The organism is Leptospira koniambonensis (assembly GCF_004769555.1).
Classification (GTDB): Bacteria; Spirochaetota; Leptospiria; order Leptospirales; family Leptospiraceae; genus Leptospira_B; species Leptospira_B koniambonensis.
Genome location: NZ_RQFY01000004.1, coordinates 1,976,219 through 1,996,055, shown reverse-complemented (window position 1 = coordinate 1,996,055; position 19,837 = coordinate 1,976,219). Strand labels below are relative to the sequence as shown.

Here is a 19,837-nt window from a genome sequence, read left to right as displayed (position 1 = left end):
CGCCTCCATAGGTTCGGATAGCCGAACTTATCGGATCGGACTCCTGTAATACCTCCAGCGGGCGAAAGCGAGTTGCAGAATGCTACCCAGAGAATGAAATAGCACAGCCAACCTATGGAATACCTACATATATTTTTCCTGAAATTCCTACAGTTCGGAGCCGGGGCCGCATTTATATACGCATATCTGGAAATCATCCGCCCAGGTTCCGGAAATCGGATTTTAGTGCTGATTATGACCCTGACTGGGACAATTCTACTTAGGTATTCCTGGTATTTGCAGGATGATCTATTAGAAATTCCTTATCTATTTATATTTTTACATACAAGCGTACTTTCCGTAGGGCCTCTGATCTACACTTACATTCGTTCCTTCTTAGAAACAGAAGAAGAAGGCCCAAAAGAAAAACTCATCCGATACGGGCTCCATTTTTCGCCAGTACTACTATTCACAGTTTTTGAATGTATTTTCTTTTCACAAGATAGCTCAGAACTAAAAGCCCAGGTAATACAAGGATCCAAAGAATTCAGACTGGATTGGGCCCATTTGGGGAGTTTTATCGCAAGCATCCAGGTTTCCGTATATTCCCTATTCTGCCTTTATCTATACCATAAGGTGAGTAGAAGATACGAAATGTACGAATTAAAATTAGTCTGGTTCGTTTTACTTCTGCCTGTATTCGCAAATAGTTTTATAGGAACTGCATACTTTCTAAAGAACAAATATTTGTTCGACCTAGGAGCTTCATTAATCTGCATCATGGTCCTTCTGCTATTCTTAGTCAGAGAAAGACATCCTGGTTTTTTCAACGAAATCACCCAAGTCATCCAAAGCGCAAAATACCAAAACACTCCACTTCTCTCCAAAGAAGTAGAAGCAGCCAATTCCAAACTCAAAGAACTATTAGAGACAAAAAATTTATATAGAGACAGTGAATTAAGATTAGTAGATTTAGCGGCAGAGTTAGGACTAAATTTGCATCAAACTTCCAGATACTTAAACGAAGTTCATAAAATGAATTTTTACGAACTAATCAATCGATACAGAGTGCAGGAAGCATGCAAACGTCTGATAGAAGAACCAGAAAGTTCCGTATTAGATATCGCATTCGCAGTTGGTTTTAATTCCAAATCCACCTTCCATTCCCAATTCGTAAAGTTTATAGGAATGTCACCTGCGTTATATAGGAAGGAAAAAATTTCCGAAAAAGATTAAACTTATTTTGGCTTTTGTATAGAAGTTCCGATTCCTTTTTCGATCGCAGCCCAAACGGCATCTACGATCGCATTCCAAAGTTTTTCCACGGTAACCAAAGCAAGTCCTTCTAACGTATTTGCAAAATTAACCGTCATATCTTTAATCCCTTGAGAAAAATATGCTTCATTCTCCTTGGAAATTTCTCCTGCGATAATTCCTTGTTGGAGTTCGGCGGCTTGTTTTACAATATCCCTTAATTGTTTTTCCGAAAATCCAGCGTAAGTACCAACGTCCTTTTTTAAGACCTGACCAGCCGTTTTCCTTAAATCTTCCAAAAGTTTCCCAGTATCGATTAGATTCTTAGAAGCCATACATTATCTCTCTAAAAAAGTTTCGTACGTCAGCGCCTGGTGCAGGAAAATCGAGATCTGATTTTTAAAAAGACGTATTTCCGTTGCGGTAACACACTTATTCGAATCACTCTCTCTCATTTTCATTAAAGACTCTGAAATTTTTTCAAAGGCCACTGCGCTTGGAATATCCCATTCCTTCGGGACGGGAATATTCTTCTTGATCAACTCCTCATTGATCTTGTCTAAAAGTTTAGGCTTAGGAACTGGCCTCGCCCTGGACAAAATCCCAAGCGCATCGAATTTCCCGATCAACGAAGAATAACTTACTTTCCTAGTTTCGAACTTTTCAGAGTTATTGCAGGTCCCGGAGGATATCGATGCGAAAAATTCCATTAACTCCACATTAGAGCTTATGGTCCGATCCAAAAGTCCTCTGTCATAAGCAGGAGCGAGGGTTGCGGAACACTCCAATACTGAAGTTAATAATAAAATTCCAATTAAGCGAAATGTAATTTTGAAAAACATGAAATCTTTAAGAAGGAACATTCCTAAATCTTCGATCCAAACTAGTCAATAATTTTATAAAATTCGAAAGTACACTTTTCTCTATTATTAATTCTTAAATAACCGAACGTAATACTACTAGTCGAATTTTAATATTCAAATCAGGATCATAATCTAACCTCCTCATTAGATTCCTGAGTAAATATGCCAATTTGTCAGAATACAGATTTCCCGTAATCCATCCCCGGGAGCCTTTTTTAAAAAAATAATTGACTATTGGTATATTATTTATAGTCCAATGGTATATTAATTAGCGAGGTAGAGGCTCATGAAAAAAGTATTGGTAACTGGTGCGAGTGGGCACCTGGGTTTTTCTTTAGTAAAACTTCTTCAGGAAAGAGGCTATGAGGTAACGGCTGCAGTTAGAGATGCGAATGATTCGAAGAAAACTTCTAACCTAAAAATATTAGGAGTGAAATTAGTCTCTGCGGATCTGGGAGATCGAGAATCTCTTCGTAAGGCACTCCAAGGGCAAGATGGGCTTTTTCAAGTGGCGGCTGCATTTAATCTGACTGCCAAAGATCCACAGAAGGAAGTTGTAGAACCGAATATCAACGGAACCAGAAACATTTTGGATGAAGCTCACAAGGCTGGGATCAAAAAAGTAGTATATACTTCGAGTATCGCTGCTGTAGGAACAATTGCAGAAGGAGAATCTCCTCTAAACGAATCTACTTGGAATGATTCTGCAAAAGAACCATATGCGATTTCTAAAACCCAATCTGAAAAATTGGCTTGGGAAATTTCTAAAAAATTAGGTTTAAATCTGGTAACTGTTCTTCCTGGAACCATTTTGGGTCCACAGTTTACTCAACCTACTTCTTCTTTAAAATTGATCCAAGACATTTTAAAAGGACAACTTCCATTCGCACCTAAGATGACTTTTTCTTACGTAGATGTAAGGGATGTTGCAATGGCACATATCTTGGCTTACGAAAATCCTGCAGCCCAAGGAAGGTATATCGCAACCGGTGAAACTCTCTCTGTTTCTCAAGTTTGTAAACTTGTAAAAGAGATCCATCCTAAGGCAAAAACAACCGGGAAGGAACTCCCTTCCTTTATCGTTCGAGTCATGCCTTATCTGGATGCTTTCAAACATGCTGTCACAGGTTTGGATAGACAGATCAATTCTGAGATCGTACAAGATTATCTGCAAAGAAAACAAGAGTATAACTCAGATCGATTGGCTAAAGAATTTCAATGGAAACCTATGCCTGTTAAAAAATCACTCCAAGAGACAGTTGACTGGATGTTGTCCGCTGCCGTATAGTTTCCTGAGAGTGGATAAAAAAAGAGCCAGAAGGCCGGAAGAAAAGGAAATCCGCAAGCAGTCCATTGTGGCTGCCTTGCGGGAACTTCTGGTAAAACAAAAACATCCTCTTCCCAGCACCCAGGAGATTGCGGAGGCCGCAGGAGTCACCAAGGGTGTGATCTATTTCTATTTCAAAACTAGGGAAGAAATTTTTCTCACACTTCATTTACAAGAAACTGAATTCTTTTTTAAGGAAATGGGAGCACTACTACAAGGCCCAGAATATTCTTTAACCAAGTTAAAAGAAAAGATCATTCGTCAGTTTTCAGAAAACGAAATTTTTATGTTCGTAGGACTTATTATTCCTGGAATTTTAGAAAGTAATGTGAACCAAAACTTTTTGTATGAATTCAAAAAGAACACTTCTGACGGTATGGATGAATTGGCAAGGATCTGGCTTTCCAAAGAAACTGGACTTACTATTGCAAATGCCAGAAAATTTATATTACGTTTTTATTTTTTAGGTTTAATGCTTTGGCAACATCATAATCCACCCAAAGAAGTAAAAGAAGCATTCTTAAATAAAAATCTTTGGCTTTTAGAAGGAGAATTAGACCAGACACTTTCTGAATCCTTTGATTGGCTTTGGAAAGGAATGAACGCCTAAAAGAAAGATCGGCGGCGCGCTGACCAAGGAATATGTATCGCGCCACCGATCCTCAAGTTGATTCGCTATCTATTTTGCACAAAGCTCCACAGGAGGTTTTTCTCCACTAGCAAATGCAATCGCACATGCCTCTGCTTTTTTAATAGGATCTAATTTATCCCATTCTGCCTTAGATTGTTCCACATCTATAGAGGAAGCAGAAGTCGGAAACCAAGATGGAGGGTTGTTTGCCAGAGCTTGCCCAGTTGCCACTACGATAAACCAAAGTTTTATAAAATTATCCATAGCCTCGTCCTGGTCATCCTTCGTACTAAGCGGATTTAAATCCTCTAGATCCGAGCAAGAAGTACTAGCAAAGCTAACACTTAGCACCAACAATACAGACACAAAAATTCTTAACATAGAAAAGTCTCTCATATTTTTTCCGAATGAAAAACAGGCCCACATTCGAAGTAAATCTATTTGCAGATTTTTTCTAAAAATATTTTTATCCCAAATTAAATATAAAATATTCCTTATATACCATTCTGAATATGCTCTTTCGGAGCAAAAACAAAGTTTAAGTTTACGTATAATATTAATAAATTATAATATTATACGTAAATAAAATATTATAATTTGAGAAAAAGAGAAATTATCTCTTAGAAGCCGCGGAATGTTCCCAGAGAATTCTTTTAATTTCCAGAATGGTAGGCATATGGTCTTGGACAGAATGGTCTGAATCGATCAGAAGTTCGGATTGTGCTCCGTCCAAATGAGAACTGTCATAAGAGACTACCGAATCATTGATCCATTCCAGATCTCTAAACCTAGAGTTTCCAATGATAGAGTGAAATGGAACTTCTGGTTTTAATTCTCCCGTCACCTTCATGAATAGGCTATTGGGAGAAAGTCCATCCACTCCATAGGTCTCAGGAAGAATGGATTCTTCCTCGGAATCGGAGGTTAAAAATTTATAAGCCTTTCCTATATTATTAAGGGCACCTTTTGGAAGTACGAATAAGATCCTTGCGATAGAGGCTAAAAATCCTTCGGCAAGATTGGAACCTCTATGTGGTGTCGCAATAAACACTGCCCTTTTTACGAAGGGCAAAGGTTTGAAGTCAAATACTCTTTTTACTTCTTCCTTAGATTCTGAATTTAACGCTTCGAATTTTTCAGGAGAAACATTTGCCACTTTCATCCAATCTTCTTTTTTACTTCTGGTTACCATCAGCTTAGAAAGTAGCCCACCCATACTATGACCCACGATCATCATCTTATCAAAAGAAGAATCTTCTCCCTTTGGGTCATAGGTTTTTCGAAGATCTCGCAGAGTGTCCCTAAAATCAGCAGCAGATATTGTAATAGGATTTCCTGTAGGATACCAATACACCCAAAACTGGTAGTTATCCTTGATCTTAGGATCTGCTAAAAGTTCATTGATCATCGGAAACCAAATAAAAGGAGAAGAGGCAAGACCATGCACAAACACAACTGGGATCTTTCCTTTTTTATAAGGATATACTAGATAAAGGCCTTTCCTTTCTAATGCGACTTCTCCGTCGAACTTTGCAAAAAATCCGTCTCTTTTTTCTGCCCCAGAAAGCATATAAGCTAATGGAGTCGTTGTATCACTTTCCATAGGAAGATCTAATCCAGAAAACTGAACTCTTTCCCTATGAACTGGATCGTATAGATGAATGACTGCTTTTAAAGTTAAATTACGATTTTCTAAATAAGATTCTTCCAGTGTTAAGAGTGCAGTTCCTGGATATGCCTGACCTACTCCGGCTACGAATTCATATTTTCTTCTTTCTTCTGGTTCTTTTTCGGGATGTTTTCGGATCAAGATAAGAGGAGTTCCTATCCCGAATTTACTGATCTGGTTGGAGAATCCTGCATTTTTATAATCGTAGGCTACTTCGACCTCTAAGAAGTTTTTCGGGGTCCATGCAGTTTCTACTTCTGCCCTGGTCATGGAGAGTGCGCCTCTTATGAGCGGGAGATTTAGGTCAGTTAGATTGGCGAGTTTTCTATTCCTTTTGGCGAATCGAACTAATTGTGCGAGGGATCTATTATACGTTTCTAACGCAAATCTGAACTCCATAGAGAATGGATCCGCGGCTGGAATGGCCTTTTTATCAAATAGATACGTGTAGGAATATACTAAAGAAGAAGCAAACATCCTCGCAAAAATTGGATCTTCCAGATCTAGTTCAGATCCAGCTTGATAACATAGCTCTGCTAGATAGTAGGCAAGCTCTCTCGTTTTTAATGCTACGAGTCTATTATCCAGATCATAGATGACTACTCTGGGAGTTTCTTGGTATCTTTTGTATAGATCGTTACTTTTTAAAAATCTGGTTGTGATCAGACTTAAATTTTCGGAAGAGATCGCGTTTTCACGAACTGTTCTGATCTGTTCATATTTAGAATACGATTTTGTAGAATAAGTCGCCGTACTGCATTGGATGAGAAAAATAAGCGAGAGGAAGAAAGATTTACGGAAGACCATTTTTCGCACAGAGGGCACAGAGTTCGCTGAGGAGAATTCTAACCTTTAAATCTCTGTGTCCTCCGTGAGCTCTGCGCGAACTATTCTATCGGTGCGAGATCGGCGAGGGTAAGATCTTCGATGGTGTGAGGATAACCTTCTCTATCGTTATAAAGAACGGAAACTTTGTCTCCGTTAATTTCTTGGATCTCCACTTGAGCGCCGGTGAGCACGATCACTCCTTTTAAAAGAAAACTTCTTTTGGTCAGTTTGGCTTTATCACCCGGCTTCATGTTTCTCCATATAAATATCTTTTCCTTCCTTCTTCATGGAAGAGAAAATATGTATTTGTCTTTGGTCCACTCTGGTTCCAATATCATAAACTGCGTCTGTAAAATCGGCGCCTTCTATTTTGGCTCCTGCGAGTTTTGCCCAGCGTAAGTCTGCACCTTTTAGGTTCGCGCCAGTTAGGTCTGCTCCGTTTAAAAAGGCACCGCGCAAACGCGCACCTTCGAAATTGGCACCTGCAAAATTGCAGTTAGTTAAGAATGCGTTATTTAGATTTGCCCCTGAGAAATCCACTCCATGTAGATCTTCTTTTTCTAATATGATAGAAGATAGATCCTCACCTTTTAAGCTTCCGTTTTGGGAGAGTATTTCTTTTGCTTTTGCAGCGGTGATCCTTCTTTCTTTTGGGACTCCTGCTCCGGTTTCATAATCATGGATTGCTTGTTGTAGTGCTGCTACTGCTGACTCTGGATAATTTTTACGACGTTCAGGGAACTCGAATTGTTTTTCGACATCCTCAGTGGTTACGTTTTTGAGTTCGTCTATGGTTTTTCCTTTAGCGATCTCTGTGGCCATTGCAAGTGCAACGATCCCGAACCCACAACCTGTGGTTGTATAACTTGCGTCTGTTACGTTTCTGTTCTCGTCTATTTTGAGATAGATACGATACCCGTCTCCGCAGCCAACGTTCCTATAGTTGGAAACAACAGTTGCGTCTTCCATTTCTCTATAGTTCAACCTTTGGTCGTTGATCTCTTTGTATCTGTTAAAATCCATTACTGACATGATGATTGCCTTTCTTAGATTAGACTTTGTTGATGAAGGAGGAAAGCACTTTTAGTGAGGAAGGGGATTTCTTTTTTGCCTGCGTTAGGGTTGCGAGCGACCCATAGGGAGCGAGCAAGTCCGAGATAGCCGGAGGCGTAATCGAGGACACTCTAAATATTATAAGCCCGGAGACTTCGCAGCGACCCGTAGGGAGCGAGAAGAGGACTGCCGAAGGCAAGTCGGTGCTATCGAGAGATAGCAAACCAACTTGCACTCAAATCTCTCCCAAAGTTAATTAGGAGATTTTGTATTTTTTCTTGAACTTGTCTACTCGACCAGTTGTATCCAGAATTTTGGATTTTCCGGTGAAGTAAGGGTGGCAGTTGGAGCAAATTTCTACGTGGATATCTCCGACTGTAGTACGAGTCTCGTAAACCGCCCCGCAAGCGCAGCGAATTTTGGCGTCAGCGTATTTAGGATGGATGTCTGTTTTCATGTTGTCCCCTTTTCCAAAATCTTATTAGGCGTTCATACTGCCCAAGAAGGTCTCGTTAGTCTTAGACTGTCTCATCTTCTCGAGTAATAATTCCATGCTTTCTGTGATGCTCATGGGAGAAAGCACTTTTCGGAGCACAAAGACCTTCTGGAGGGTTTCCTTAGGTAATAGCAGCTCTTCCTTCCTGGTTCCGGACTTATTGATATCGATCGCAGGGAAGATCCGTTTGTCGGAAAGTTTCCGATCCAAGTGGATTTCCATATTACCAGTACCTTTGAACTCTTCGAAGATCACCTCGTCCATTTTGGATCCGGTGTCCACAAGTGCGGTTGCGATGATCGTGAGTGATCCACCTTCTTCGATATTACGAGCAGCTCCAAAGAATCTTTTAGGTTTGTGAAGTGCGTTTGAGTCCACACCACCGGAGAGTATTTTTCCGGATGTTGGGATGACCTGGTTATAAGCGCGGGCAAGACGGGTGATTGAGTCGAGTAGAATGACCACATCTCTTCCGTGTTCTACCAATCTTTTTGCCTTTTCGATTACCATTTCTGCAACTTGTACGTGGCGGGTAGCAGGTTCGTCGAATGTGGAACTTACCACTTCTCCCCTTACGTTACGGGCCATGTCTGTTACTTCTTCCGGACGCTCGTCTATGAGTAGTACGATTAGAGTAACTTCTGGGTGGTTGCTTGTGATTGCATTTGCCACGTTTTGCATCAGGATTGTTTTACCCGTTCTAGGTGGCGCAACGATAAGTGCTCTTTGTCCTTTTCCGATCGGACACATTAGATCTACGATCCTTGTGTCTAATTGAGAAGGATCATGTTCCATGACCAATCTTTCGTTCGGATAAAGTGGAGTTAAGTTGTCGAATAACGCACGTTTGCTTGCTACATCCGGCGTGTATCCGTTTACGGTTTCCACACGGAGCATAGCGAAGAATCTTTCAGATTCTTTTGGAGGACGGATTTGTCCTTCGACCGTATCTCCCGTTCTTAGTCCAAATAATTTGATCTGAGAAGGAGATACATAAATATCGTCCGGACCTGGAACGTAGTTATAATCCGGAGATCTTAAGAATCCATATCCATCAGGTAATCTTTCCATTACCCCTGCAGCATGGACCTGTCCTTCTCTCTCTGCTTGGGCTTGGAGGATGGCGAATATTAAGTTTTGCTTTTTAAGTCCGCCCGTATTCTCTACGCCAAGGTTCTTAGCGACTTCGATCAGTTCAGCGATGGACGTTTTTTTAAGTGCTACTAGATCAATAGGAGCAGGCGTAGGTCCCTCATAGGAACCACGACGTCTTTTACGAGAACGAATCTCCGCTGTTTCCGGATCATCTTCCGGTAAATTCGGTTCTTCTTCGTTGTTGTCGTTTTGTGAGTCGTTATTGTTGTTTTGATAGTTGTTTCGGGGCTTGGAGTCTCGTCTTGGGTTAGCCATGGAATACCGTTATTGGATTTGGAAGGAAGACCTTCCTGTATTCATTTTTTATTCGATTAAGAGCGGGTTTTGAAGGATCCGGGTAGTCGGTTCTTTTTTTAATAAGCGACCGGGGAATCCCTTATTTTTTCAAACGAGCGTCTGCTCGGAAGAGAGGAAAGGGTCGGCTCTTAAGTGGACTATTTCCAGATTACAAACTCTGTCAAGGCTTTTATTTTTGCTTTGTCCTTTTTTTAGACGTGGATTTTTTCTTAGAACTTACCTGCTTTTTTTTAGAAGCGGGTTTCGGTTTAGTTTCCACGACGGCAGGTTTGTTTGCCTGCGGAACTGTCTTTTTAGGAGAACTCTGTTTCCCTGTTTTCTTTCTAGGGATCGGCTGGTCCTTATTTAATTTAAACTTACTGGTTAAATCCAAAAACTTAATTCTGTTTTGTAGAGTGGTTCTTGGCACTCCCAGATCCAAGGCAGCATGGGAAACATTCTCTTGGTTTCTTTTAAGTGTATGATAAATATAACTTCCTTCCACTTCTTTTAACATTGTTTCGAGCGGAAGTTTTTGGTTGAATGCTTCGGTGACCGAAGGGAATTCCATCCCTTCCCCATCTTGGCTATTCAGTTTTGCAGAAGCTGGGGAGAAATGATAGAGATAACCGAGTGGTTTTCCTTTTTGTTTTAGGATAGATACTCTTACGATACAATCCAGGTCTGGGATAAATGTCTGAACAGAAAGTCTACCTTCCTCCAATCGTAGCTCATGGGTCTTGAGGTAATTTCCAAGTAAATCCTTGGACATTTCTTTTAAGAGTTTTTCTGCCTGAAGAATACTGTCTCTAAACCATTTTTTGACCAGTATATCTTTTTCGAACGTCTCGTTATAGAATACTGTATGCCCATCCAGATCCGTTGCGATCAGTCCATCTGGAAAGTTTTGGAGAAGTACTTCCATAAACCATTGGCTTTGTTTTGCTTTTTCTTCTTCGGTTTTTTGAGGAGAGGTCTTTGGTTTTTCTGTCTCTTTAGCCATCCAAGAAGATCTGCTAAGTTCTGATAGAAATCTAGGTTTGTCCCAATCTTCTAATTTTTCTCCCAATGGACCCAATACTGGAATGGTTCTTTGTTTTTGAAAAAATGCTAGAACGGTTTCTGGAATTTCTCGGATCAAAAACTCTTCTGGGATCCTTTCGAATTCCCTTTCTGCAGCGCTCAAGTCTGCGAGTTCCATTAGAACTCTTTCTTTAGGGAGTAATCCTAGTAAGCCTGTTCCTTCTTCCCATACTGGTAAATGACTGGCAGGACTATAGAGAAAAAATTTATATAAAACTTCGATTCTCATTGGGAGAAGGAGGATAATTTCCTCCAGAATGACTTCTTTTGAAGCCTAAGCGAGAAAATGCCTCTACTTTTTTTCTTACTTTGGATAGTTTTTCACGCGAAGACGCTAAGACCACGAAGATATTTTAATGACTTAAACCCTCAGAACCTTCTTTCCTTTGCGCCTTGGCGTGAAACATCCTTTAAGGAGGATTTCTTATTTCACTAAGCGGGTGGCTGCTTTTTTGTATTCTTCTGGATAAGGAAGTTTGGATACTTTTAAGCTGGATAGAGAGTATTTTAAGGATCTTTTATATAATACTAATGCGTAAAGATGGTTTCCATCTCTGCGGAATTTATTTCCAGAAAGCCATTCTTCTCTTGCCATTCTGAAATAATCATTCGCTCTTTCTTCTTCTTTTGCAGTAAGTGGATGGTGATCTTCCGATTCCATTTTCAAAAAACGGGATTCTTTTGCTACATGCTGGAGTAGTTTATCCGAAGAAGTTTCAGCAAATTCAGACCAACGTTTCATAGATTCAGGAAGTGCTCTTTCGATTAACGCAAGGCTATCCGTTTTTTCTTGGGCACTCCCTGCTTTAGAAGCAGAATTTAGATCTGCGGAATAATTTTCTATTTTTTGTAAATCTTTTCTAAGTTCTGAGGATTCGAATGAATTTCCAATCTCTCTTAGTATCCTAACTTTTGAATCTACCGATTTTTTTCTTTCTCTGAATCCTTGTGTGGACTGAGAAGAATAGATCCTTCCGGCTAGTATTGTTACCGCGATCAATGAAAATACAACCATCCATTTCCAAAATCCCCTCCCCTTTACTCTTAGGGACATGATCTCGGCTGGAGTTGGAAGATCCATTAGTTGCCCCCTCCTTGTGCAGGAACAGGAGGTAATGCTTCATTTTTGTTGATATCGTCTACGCGGATCTCTTCATTACTTTTTTCTAAAAAGGAAACCCTTCCGTTGGTAATAAAGCTGTAGTTGTCATCGTGAACTTCTAGTAGATCCACAGGATTATCTTTTCCTTCTCCAGGAGGAGCAATCTTAGGAGAAAGTAATTCGTTGTCTATATAATCGATTAAAGTATTTCGAATACGATCGTAGTCGGAGATATTTTCCTTCTCAGCAATATTTCTGACCTCATCCAAATTCACAAATTGAAACTCACGTTTATCGTCATTAGGAGTTTTAGCTGCGATCATTGCAAGAAGTGCAAATCTTCTGGCTCTTCTTGCGATCTTAATACCTTCTCCAAAAAGTACTAACTTCACTCTGAATTGGTAAGGAGAAGAATTATAAGCAGTTGTAAAATTATCCTCGGAGGATTTAAGATCTCTAAATCCAAGTTTCAACAAATGTTGTGCGATCTTATCGTTGGAACGAATGATCATTGGAGAAGCAGCTTCTAAAAGGATACGAGCAGTTTTGATATAATTTTCGTGAACTACTTGGAAGATGTCTTTCATCTCCCCTTGCGCAGCCTTTAGGTTTTTATAGGACAAACTATAATTACTCTGGAAATACCACATATTTCCGTTGAAGTCTGCTTGGTTTGCCTTCTTGAACGATCTGTAATTATCAATCGTATTGAGTTTTTTGAAAAGTTCAGTCTGCCCGCTTGCAGTTGCAGTTTGCCCGGATTGAGCATTTTCAGCAGCAGTTGCTACTCCTGCTTGGGATTTAGGCCCTGCACCCTCTTCCAAAGGTGGTGCCAAGTTACTTACGCATATATTGATGAACTTTATATTTATCTTATTCTCATCAATCAGGATCGCGAGATTCGTTTGGTCCGGAGAAACTGCGTAAGTCCTATCCGTGAAAAAAATCGGCGCCGCAGCGAATATAAAAAGAAGAATGCGTGTATATTTCGAACCCATAGCTTTCCCTACTAGTAGTCTATCGGCAGGGTTTCAAAATGTATATTCTCTTTTTTTAAGGAATTAAGTTAGGATTTTTGGTTCGCACAGAGTTCACCGAGAACGCGGAGACAAACAAAGAAGGGATTTTTACCGCGTAGAAACTCCTACAACAATCAATTTCCCCTCTGTGACCTCCGCGGGCTCCGTGCGAAACCTTAAAGAGCGCTGATACGGCGGATTGCTTCGATCACATCGTCTTTTTTGCCGAAGGCGGAAAGTCTGAAATAACCTTCTCCCGCAGGGCCGAAACCTGAGCCTGGAGTTCCTACCACCTGAGCCTTATCCAATAATTGGTCGAAGAAGTCCCAAGAGCTAAGATTATTCGGAGTTTTGAGCCAGATATAAGGTGCGTTCACCCCTCCGAATACATCATATCCTGCTTTGATCAATCCTTCACGGATTAATTTTGCGTTAGCCATATAAGTATCAATACTTGCGCGGATCTCTTTTTTACCTTGAGGGGAATAAATTGCCTCGGCAGCTTTTTGGGTCACATAAGAAACACCATTGAACTTTGTAGTATGTCTTCTGCTCCAAAGTTGTCCGATGGAAACCTCTTGGCCGTCTTTAGTTTTTCCCTTTAATTCTTTAGGGATTACTATATAAGCACAACGAAGCCCGGTAAATCCTGCAGTTTTGGAGAAGGAGCGGAATTCTATCGCGACCTCTCTAGCTCCTTCTACCTCATAAATGGATCTTGGAACTCCTGGTTCAGAAATGAATGCTTCGTATGCAGAATCATAAAGAATGATACTATTATTCTTTTTAGCATATTCTACCCAAGCTTTGAGAGATTCTTTAGAAGCAACTGTTCCAGTTGGATTATTAGGAAAACATAAATAGATCAGGTCTGGTCTTTCCTTAGGAAAATCAGGCTGGAATCCATTCTCTTTTGTAGAAGGCATATAGATCAGGTTGGCATATCTTCCATCAGGACCTGCTTCTCCAGTTCTTCCTGCCATCACATTAGTGTCTACATAGACTGGATATACAGGATCTCCAATTGCGATCTTTGCGTCTTGGGAGAATATTTCTTGGATATTTCCACAGTCACATTTGGATCCGTCAGATACGAAAATTTCGCTCTCGTCCAGTTTTACACCAAGAGGAGCATAATCATTATCTGCGATCGCTTTGAGTAAGAAAGAATATCCTTGTTCAGGTCCATAACCATGGAATCCTTCCGGAGTTCCCATTTCTTTGGAAGAAGAAACAAGTGCGTCCACAACAGATGGAGCCAAAGGAAGAGTAACATCCCCGATCCCGAGTCGGATGATCTTTGAGTTAGGATGTTTTTCAGAATAAACTTTTACTCTTCTTGCGATCTCAGGGAAAAGATATCCCGCTTTTAATTTCAGATAATTTTCGTTTATATTTGCCATTGAATTATTCGTAATCCTCGTCTATGTTTTGGATTGGTTTGCGTCCTGCAAAACCCTCGTCGTATCCGTGTTCGAAAAGAAGATCCTCTTCTCCCAGATGCCAACAATAATAACCTTTTCCGTTATCAAAGTCCACGAGCCAAAGCCCTTTGACTTCTATACCAAGTTCTCGGATTTTTCCGGACCATTCAACCAGCAGTTCTTCAACTTTCGTTTCTCTGGCTTCCTGTTCATTCTCTTGGTATAAACCGTTTTTCAGTTCTTGATGAACCTTTCCAACGGTTTCGTAAAATTCTTCCGTGATGGATCGGACATATGGTAGAATTTTACGTGCTTCTTCGTATGTCCAGATCTTACGTTCCATTATACTCCGTTTAAAAACGAACGCCCAGTGAAAGGCAAAGTAACGTCATCCTACTAACTACTCCGTATTTTGCCTGACGGAAGTATGCTGCATTCGGAAGATCATCCACATCTGTAGAGAGTTCATTCACTCTTGGAAGAGGATGAAGCACTGTAGTCTCTTTTTTAGATGCTAGTATCAATTCTTTGTTCAATTTGAAGGATTCTTTTAATCTTTCGTATTCTTTATGATCCGGAAATCTTTCTTCTTGGATGCGAGTCACATAAGCGATATCGCATTCCCAAACTTTTTTGATATCATCTGATTCTTCGAAAGTGATCGGGAATCCTGCAAGTCCCTTCTTATAAGACTCAGGAAGAGAAAGTTCAGGTGGAGAAATCAAGTAAAGATGTACTTTATAATGGCGGAGAAGATTGATCAGACTATGGATCGTTCTTCCATATTTTAGATCACCGATGAATGCAAGAGTAAGTCCGTCTAATTTTCCTTTTTCGGAAATGATCGTGTATAGATCCAGAAGTGCTTGAGTAGGATGTTGTCCTGCTCCATCTCCCGCATTGATGACTGGGATCTTAACTGCGCCCGCTGCAATTCTGGAAGAACCTTCGACTGGATGTCGGATCACAGCGATGTCAGCGTAAGCTTCTACCATTTTCATGGTATCATATAATGTTTCGCCCTTAGATATGGAAGAAAATTGGAACCCTACTGTGGAGATTACCCTTCCCCCCAATCTTTCCATGGCAGCTTCGAATGAAAGTCTGGTCCTTGTAGAAGCTTCGAAAAAAAGAGAAGCCAGAAGTTTGCCTTCTAAAATTCCAAAAGCCTTATTTTGCTCGACCAGCCTTTCCATCTCACGAGTTCGCTCGACTAAAAAGTCCAGATCCTCTTTGGAGAACTGGTCCGTATCCAGGATATTCTTATGCTCGTACGCCATTTTCTGGACAGATTGATCTGGCCGGACCCTGAGGCAAGAGAATTAGCGTGTTTCACACAGAGAAGTAGTTTGGGAAAGAGACGCAGCGTTTTCCCACGCTGAGTCGCGGAGCCGCAGAGTTAGGATTTACTAAAATCCAAATTCTCTCTGCGTCTTAGCGTCTCTGCGTGAAAAGTCGTCTTAGGGTCTTGTAAACCCCTGCGCCTCTTATTTTAATGGTGCTTAGGTACTGGCTTAGATGTGAAACCCATCTTAGTTCTCAGATTACTGAAGACTGAAAGTGTTACAGGAACATAGAGTAAACTTCCTAGAGTTCCAAATCCAAGTCCCCAACCTAATGCCAAGGTCATAGGTATCAATACTGGATCTGATCCACCCACACTATATGCTGTCGGAAGAAGTCCCGCAACAGTTGTTAATGTAGTCAATAAGATTGGGCGGAATCTTCTGCGACTTGCTTCGAGTAAGATCTCATCCAATGGTTCGTTAGAAGATTTCTGTATTGAATCAATACAATCCACAAGAACGATCGAAGCGTTCACAAGAACTCCCGCAAGCCCAATGATACCGATCATGGCCAAGAAACTAAATGCTTTTCCGGATAAAATAAACCCGGCAACAATTCCTACGAAGCCTAAAGGAATGGTACTTAAGATCAAGAAAGGTTTAATCGCGTTTTTCAGGGTCAATGCAAGAATAATATAAATTCCCAAAAGAGCCATAACTGCCGCCTTTCCAAGAGATGCCATGGATCTTTGGGTGTCCTTTTCTTCTCCACCGAAAACGATGGAGACACCCGGATATTGTCTTTCGATCAGAGGTTTGAATTCTTGGGCAACCTTTTGGTTCGCCTCCAGAGAAGTCATTCCGGACTCAATTTTGATATCGCCGTTTACAGTGATCGCTCTTTCAAAATCCCTATGAGAAAGAAGTTCAGGAGAATCCTGTATTTCCATTCTAGAAATTTTGGCTAGGTTCGTAATATTCCCTGCCTTATTTCTAAGAGGGATTGTTCTTACTTCATTCGGATTCTTTCGGAAGCTCTTATCATACATCACTCTCAGATATATTTTCGTCTTTCCTTGGCGAACATTACCAGCTCTTTCACCATCATACGCAGTCCTCAGCAAATTCGCCGCGGAGAATGTGGATATTCCGGTAAAACTTTCGAGGCCCTCATCCAACTTGATGTACATCTGCTTTCGGCCGTTACGATAATCATCCCGAACCGAATGTACTCCTTTGATTCCTTTTAAAAAGGATTGAAGATCAGCGGAAACCTTCTTTAGAACTTCATAATCCTTTCCAAGAACTCCGATCGTAATAGGCGCACCGATTGGAGGAGCCATCGCCATTTCTTCCAGATATACGTCTGATAATCCTGGAGTCTTACGAATATCGTTTTCTATAGAAGCTAATATCTCGGATGCCTTTCTTTTTCGTTTGGATTCCGGGGTCAGATATACCATCACGACTCCCAAGTTCTCTCCGAATCTAGAAAGTGGATCGTCCGGATCCGTTTGTTGCACCCCGATTTTAGTGGAGTAACTTACCAATTCTTCCTTAGGGATTTTTTTAAGTATATCTTCCATATACTTCATCTTCTCCCTAGTTTGGAAAATCCTAGAAGAAGGTGGAAATTCTGCCTTAATTAAGAAAATCTCGATATCTTCTTTCGGGAAAAGGATAAAATCCATATTCATCATTGTCCCGCATGATCCCAATACAATCAGGATGATCCCAAAAAAGGATTTGTTCCGATTTCGGATCATTAATGCGACGAAATCGGAAAACCTTTCTTCCATTCTTCCGAAAAACTCATCTAAGGATCTTCTGAAGTTTGAAGATCTTTTTAATTCGTCCGGAGTTTTTGCGAACGCAGCAATCCTTGCCGGAAGAAAAAGGAAAGATTCTATCAAACTCGCAGTCAATGCGATGATCACCACAAGAGGGATTTGCCAGATAAATTTCCCCATGATCCCGGCCATAAATAACATCGGAAGAAAGGCCGCAACGGTTGTAAGATAAGAACCAAAAATTGGGACCACCATCTCGGTAGTTCCTTTTAATGCCGCAGAGGTCCGGTCCATCTTCTCGCCTAAATATGTATAAATATTTTCCGAAATTACGATCGAATTATCCACGAGCATACCCAGTGAAATGATCAAACCCATCATGGAGATCATATTAAAAGATACGTCAAAGAAAGGAAGCACTGCAAAGGTCATAAGCATCGATATCGGCAAAGACATCGATGTTAAAGTTGCGGTCCTGAAATCCAGGAATAGAAACAAGATCCCGAAAACGATCAAAAACCCGATTAGAGCGTTAGACGAAACTACGTTCAGACGATTTTTTGTCCTTTTTGCCTCGTCATTCAATTTGAAAGTTTTGATCCCTTCCGGATAAGTTTTTTCTAATTCTTTAAGCCTGGTCTCGACCATACTCGCGACTTCTATCGCATCTGCTCTTTCCTTTTTGATTACAGAAAGTATTAACCCCTGCTGCCCATTTGCGATCGCAAGGAATCTAGGGTATTCAAATGTATCTTCGACCCTAGCTAAATTTCCGATCCGCACAGTACTAAAAATATCGTTAGTACGGACAGGAATTTTCCCGATCTCGGATGGTTGTTTAAATTCTCCGTCGATACGAAGATCGAAAGCGTCTTCCGAATCCACAGATCCGGCAGGAAGATTGATATTTCTAGTTCTGATCGTTCTTGTGATATCCGACAGATCCAATTGATATTGTTTCAGCTTATCTGCGTTGACTAGAATATGCCATTCTCTATCACGTTTTCCGAATACATCAACCCTGGCAATCCCGGGTATTTTTTCCAATTCTAGTTCTATAAATTCAGCGACCGAATGAAGTTCTATTTCATCTCTTCCTCCATATACGGAGAAGTCCATAATAGGGAAAGAACCCGATTTTCTTTCGGTAATTTTAGGTTTTTCGGTTACTTGGATCGGAAAATCGGCAATTGCATTGTCGACTGCTCTACGGATCTCATCCAGAACTTTCTCCGGATTTTTTTCATCTAAGCTGACTCGCACATCTATGTCTGATACTGAGTTCCGAGAGAAAGAACGGATCTCATCGATCCCGTCTATTTCTTTGATCTTCTCTTCGATCGGATACGTTACCCGCAACTCCACATCCGCAGGAGAAGCCCCAGGAAATTTAGTGGTAATTACGAGTTGTTTCATGTCCACGTTCGGAAATGCATCTCTACGCAGATTGTAGAGAGCAAATCCTCCCGCTACTACTATGAATATAATCCCCAAATACATGAAGAGTCTATTGTGAATAAAAGATTGTATTATTGTTCTCATATGTTTTTCTTTTTATTTAGAAATTTTTCCATCCAAAGGTTCTAAGAGCCCGCCCCATTGGCTCCATGCTTGTCTAATAAAACTTTTGTCCCAGGTTTCTCCGCAAACCTCCATTTGTTTCGGTAATCGATCCCAGGAACATCCCGGGAATCTATGATGAATCCTATGATAATTAAAATGTAAAAAAAAAGCACTTACCGTTTTCGGTAGAGTTAAATTAAAGGCCGAATTTTTATCATTAATTTCTTTCCCGTAATGATACGCATTATCGAAAAATGATATAAAAAAGGACCTGCTTAGAAGTAGGAATACCAACAAAGGCCAATTATTTCCAAATAACCAAAAGCTGGGAATATAGAAGGCCAGTATCCAAAGAATATCTTTTCTTAATTCTTCCAAAATTTCAGGACGATAGATCCATTTAAAAAAGCCTTCTTCTATAGGATACTCAATGAATCGATCCACAATCGGCTTTGTCCAACGAGAAGGAAGAGAAAGTAAAAGCCCTGTCCCTACTTCGAAAATGTAAGTGGCCACAGTAATTCTGAAATAATAATTCAAACTCTGGAACCATCTAGGCTTTCGAGAATTTGGATCATAAAATTCGATCCTATCACCAGGTTCTCTATTGAACTTATGGTGCATCAGATGACTACATTTCAGAACTGAATAAGGAGCCCCGAACACGATACAAAGAAACCTTCCCCAAAAATGATTCTGCTTTCTTTCATTCGAAAAATTCCCATGAATACTTTCATGGATCAAATTCCAAAAAGTATAGGACACCGGTCCCAAAGAAGCGGCAAAAACCCAAGCTGCCCAATAGGGAAAGTTACCAAATAATAGTCCCAATGGTAACAAAAAATGGAAGCTGATAAATAAAAATAGGACCACGAGCGAAAGTATTCTATTTTTCGCAAATGGCAGGTCCCTGATCTGTATTGAAGCTTCCATTTAGGATAGAACGGATGAGAGCTGAATTTTCTGCAAGCAACCTGCTAAACAAAGGCTCGGCGACATCGGTCGGTTTGAAAAAAAATGTTTCGATTCTTATACAGTC

General features: G+C 40.5%; 19 protein-coding genes. 3 read left to right on the top strand and 16 right to left on the bottom strand.

The genetic code is table 11. The features are described from left to right. Positions 1-114: 114 nt before the first annotated feature. Positions 115-1,215, top strand: a complete 1,101-nt coding sequence (locus EHQ52_RS13320; protein WP_135615611.1) for an AraC family transcriptional regulator — start codon at positions 115-117, stop codon at positions 1,213-1,215. 2 nt (positions 1,216-1,217) lie between these two features. Here the strand turns inward: EHQ52_RS13320 and EHQ52_RS13315 are convergent, their stop codons facing one another. Together EHQ52_RS13315 and EHQ52_RS13310 are read right to left on the bottom strand one after the other, a co-directional pair. Beyond that, positions 1,218-1,568: a hypothetical protein gene (locus EHQ52_RS13315; protein WP_135615610.1), complete on the bottom strand. Its 351-nt coding sequence runs from the start codon at positions 1,566-1,568 to the stop codon at positions 1,218-1,220. Between the two features lie 3 nt (positions 1,569-1,571). Beyond that, positions 1,572-2,096, bottom strand: a complete 525-nt coding sequence (locus EHQ52_RS13310) for a hypothetical protein (protein WP_135615609.1) — start codon at positions 2,094-2,096, stop codon at positions 1,572-1,574. Positions 2,097-2,382: 286 nt separating this feature from the next. Between EHQ52_RS13310 and EHQ52_RS13305 the strand changes: the two genes are divergently transcribed. Beyond that, positions 2,383-3,384, top strand: a complete 1,002-nt coding sequence (locus tag EHQ52_RS13305) for an NAD-dependent epimerase/dehydratase family protein (protein ID WP_135615608.1) — start codon at positions 2,383-2,385, stop codon at positions 3,382-3,384. Between the two features lie 10 nt (positions 3,385-3,394). After that, entirely contained in the window at positions 3,395-4,033 is a 639-nt protein-coding gene (locus tag EHQ52_RS13300; RefSeq protein WP_135615607.1) for a TetR/AcrR family transcriptional regulator, read from the top strand. A gap of 69 nt (positions 4,034-4,102) precedes the next feature. On the opposite strand, the gene EHQ52_RS20270 is transcribed toward EHQ52_RS13300, so the two are convergent. From EHQ52_RS20270 to EHQ52_RS13230, 14 genes are all read right to left on the bottom strand, one after another. Then, positions 4,103-4,450 carry a hypothetical protein gene (locus EHQ52_RS20270; RefSeq protein WP_244244867.1) on the bottom strand — a complete coding sequence of 116 codons (348 nt, stop codon included), beginning with the start codon at positions 4,448-4,450 and terminating at the stop codon, positions 4,103-4,105. A 217-nt stretch (positions 4,451-4,667) separates the two neighbouring features. After that, entirely contained in the window at positions 4,668-6,530 is a 1,863-nt protein-coding gene (locus EHQ52_RS13290) for an esterase/lipase family protein (RefSeq protein ID WP_135615606.1), read from the bottom strand. Positions 6,531-6,610: 80 nt separating this feature from the next. Then, the gene (locus EHQ52_RS13285; RefSeq protein WP_008592353.1) at positions 6,611-6,802 is read right to left on the bottom strand and encodes a hypothetical protein; all 192 of its coding nucleotides are present in this window, start codon (positions 6,800-6,802) and stop codon (positions 6,611-6,613) included. Continuing rightward, the gene (locus tag EHQ52_RS13280) at positions 6,789-7,583 is read right to left on the bottom strand and encodes a pentapeptide repeat-containing protein (protein WP_135615605.1); all 795 of its coding nucleotides are present in this window, start codon (positions 7,581-7,583) and stop codon (positions 6,789-6,791) included. The genes EHQ52_RS13285 and EHQ52_RS13280 overlap by 14 nt, the downstream gene beginning before the upstream one ends. A gap of 277 nt (positions 7,584-7,860) precedes the next feature. Further along, positions 7,861-8,061 (bottom strand): 50S ribosomal protein L31, encoded by a 201-nt coding sequence (gene rpmE / locus EHQ52_RS13275; protein WP_008592280.1) that lies wholly within the window; start codon positions 8,059-8,061, stop codon positions 7,861-7,863. Between the two features lie 24 nt (positions 8,062-8,085). Continuing rightward, positions 8,086-9,510, bottom strand: coding sequence for a transcription termination factor Rho (gene rho / locus EHQ52_RS13270; protein ID WP_135615604.1), 1,425 nt, complete (start codon positions 9,508-9,510; stop codon positions 8,086-8,088). 211 nt (positions 9,511-9,721) lie between these two features. Continuing rightward, complete coding sequence (locus EHQ52_RS13265) at positions 9,722-10,843, bottom strand: helix-turn-helix domain-containing protein (RefSeq protein WP_135615603.1); 1,122 nt, start codon at positions 10,841-10,843, stop codon at positions 9,722-9,724. A 195-nt stretch (positions 10,844-11,038) separates the two neighbouring features. Beyond that, complete coding sequence (locus EHQ52_RS13260; RefSeq protein WP_135615602.1) at positions 11,039-11,695, bottom strand: PROCN domain protein; 657 nt, start codon at positions 11,693-11,695, stop codon at positions 11,039-11,041. Then, positions 11,695-12,714 (bottom strand): adhesin OmpL37 family surface protein, encoded by a 1,020-nt coding sequence (locus EHQ52_RS13255; RefSeq protein WP_135615601.1) that lies wholly within the window; start codon positions 12,712-12,714, stop codon positions 11,695-11,697. Before EHQ52_RS13255 ends, EHQ52_RS13260 begins: the two co-directional genes overlap by 1 nt. A 197-nt stretch (positions 12,715-12,911) precedes the next feature. Continuing rightward, the gene (locus EHQ52_RS13250; RefSeq protein ID WP_135615600.1) at positions 12,912-14,138 is read right to left on the bottom strand and encodes an LL-diaminopimelate aminotransferase; all 1,227 of its coding nucleotides are present in this window, start codon (positions 14,136-14,138) and stop codon (positions 12,912-12,914) included. Positions 14,139-14,142: 4 nt separating this feature from the next. Then, on the bottom strand, positions 14,143-14,502 hold the full coding sequence (locus tag EHQ52_RS13245; RefSeq protein ID WP_020770201.1) for a DUF2203 domain-containing protein: 360 nt from the start codon (positions 14,500-14,502) through the stop codon (positions 14,143-14,145). A gap of 10 nt (positions 14,503-14,512) precedes the next feature. After that, positions 14,513-15,439: an aspartate carbamoyltransferase gene (gene pyrB, locus EHQ52_RS13240; protein ID WP_135615599.1), complete on the bottom strand. Its 927-nt coding sequence runs from the start codon at positions 15,437-15,439 to the stop codon at positions 14,513-14,515. A 212-nt stretch (positions 15,440-15,651) separates the two neighbouring features. After that, on the bottom strand, positions 15,652-18,777 hold the full coding sequence (locus EHQ52_RS13235; protein WP_135615598.1) for an efflux RND transporter permease subunit: 3,126 nt from the start codon (positions 18,775-18,777) through the stop codon (positions 15,652-15,654). 12 nt (positions 18,778-18,789) lie between these two features. Then, a complete protein-coding gene (locus EHQ52_RS13230; protein ID WP_135615597.1) occupies positions 18,790-19,731 on the bottom strand; it encodes a fatty acid desaturase family protein in 942 nt (313 codons plus the stop codon). Between the last annotated feature and the right edge of the window lie 106 nt (positions 19,732-19,837).